Raw genomic sequence first — 448 nt, 5'->3', positions numbered from 1 at the left:
TCGGCGTCATCGAGAACATGGCCTGGCTGGAGCTGCCCGACGGCTCGCGGATGGAGGTCTTCGGCGCCGGTGGCGGTCAGGCCGTGGCCGACTCGCTGAGCCGGACGATCGGCGCGCAGGTGCCGCTGCTGGGTCAGATCCCGCTCGACACCCGGGTCCGCGAGGGCGGCGACGCCGGCAACCCGATCGTGCTGGCCGAGCCGGACGCTCCGGCCTCGAAGGCGCTGTCCCAGGTCGCCGACCGCCTCGCCGTCCGCCGCGAGTCCCTCCTCGGCAAGCCCCTCGGCCTCAAGCCCGCCGGCCGCTGACCCACCCCACCCACCCGCGCGCTCCACGCGCCCCAAGATCCGCGCAAATACAGAGAAAGAGTGGCCTTCCGCGCTCGGGAGGCCACTCTTTCTCGGTAAGTGCACGCTCGGCGCGCCGTGAGCGGGTCGTGGGCGGGGGG

Annotated in this window: 1 protein-coding gene; it reads left to right on the top strand. The window is 73.7% G+C overall.

The window, feature by feature from the left end; genetic code table 11:
* Window positions 1-308, top strand: a 308-nt coding sequence (locus ACSNN7_RS29060) for a P-loop NTPase (protein WP_436684230.1), incomplete at its 5' end; no start/stop codon positions are given.
* Between the last annotated feature and the right edge of the window lie 140 nt (window positions 309-448).

This window comes from Micromonospora sp. URMC 105 (genome assembly GCF_051386295.1).
Lineage (GTDB): Bacteria > Actinomycetota > Actinomycetes > Mycobacteriales > Micromonosporaceae > Micromonospora.
This window is presented reverse-complemented; position numbering and strand designations above follow the sequence as displayed.